Source organism: Burkholderia territorii, assembly GCF_902833055.1.
GTDB lineage: Bacteria > Pseudomonadota > Gammaproteobacteria > Burkholderiales > Burkholderiaceae > Burkholderia > Burkholderia territorii.
In genome coordinates this window covers 1-579 of record NZ_CADFEJ010000080.1, presented here as the reverse complement: position 1 = coordinate 579, position 579 = coordinate 1, and the positions used below count along the sequence as shown (strand labels likewise).

The following is a 579-nucleotide window of genomic DNA, read 5'->3' as shown; positions in this document are numbered from 1 at the left end:
AGCTCGAGTTCCTGCACCTCACCGGCGAAACGGTTGCCGTTGTAGAACAGGTTGAAATTCTTGAGTTTGCGTGGCATTCCCATCGTGTCTGACTCCAGGTTGGGCCGTGGTTAGGCCGTCACGCGATCGGCGAAGGTCGCGAGATAGCGGGCGGTGAAGCGCTGGCGCAGCATGAGGTTCTCGAGCGGCGGCACCGGCGTGTAGTCGTAGTCGATGTACATCGCGCCCGAGGCGAGCTCGTCGGAGGTGTTCGGCTCCGGGTCGTACCAGGAGCTGCCGCCGATCAGGTAGCCGTTCGAGATCTGGCGGCGGAACCAGCCGTTGATGTTCTCGATGATGTCGCGGGCCAGCGACGGGTTCCGCGCGCCGTCGACATTGCCCATCTGGGCCTCGGCCAGCGAATCGGCGATCACCTGCGCGGTGCGCGTGTAGTTCTCGAACACGAACTTGGTGTCGGCCGCGCAGGTGCGCGAGCCCCAGAAGCGGAAGCCGTTGTAGTTCACCAGCGTCGTCACTTCGTTCTCGTTCAGGTAGCCCGCGTCGGTGGCCGGGTCCTGCAGGTCCCAGGACACGTCGGCC

The 579-nt window shown here is 64.4% G+C and carries 1 protein-coding gene; it reads right to left on the bottom strand.

The features are described from left to right. Positions 1 to 110 precede the first annotated feature (110 nt). Positions 111 to 579, bottom strand: a 469-nt coding sequence (locus HW466_RS31095; protein WP_279610398.1) for a phage tail sheath C-terminal domain-containing protein, incomplete at its 5' end; no start/stop codon positions are given.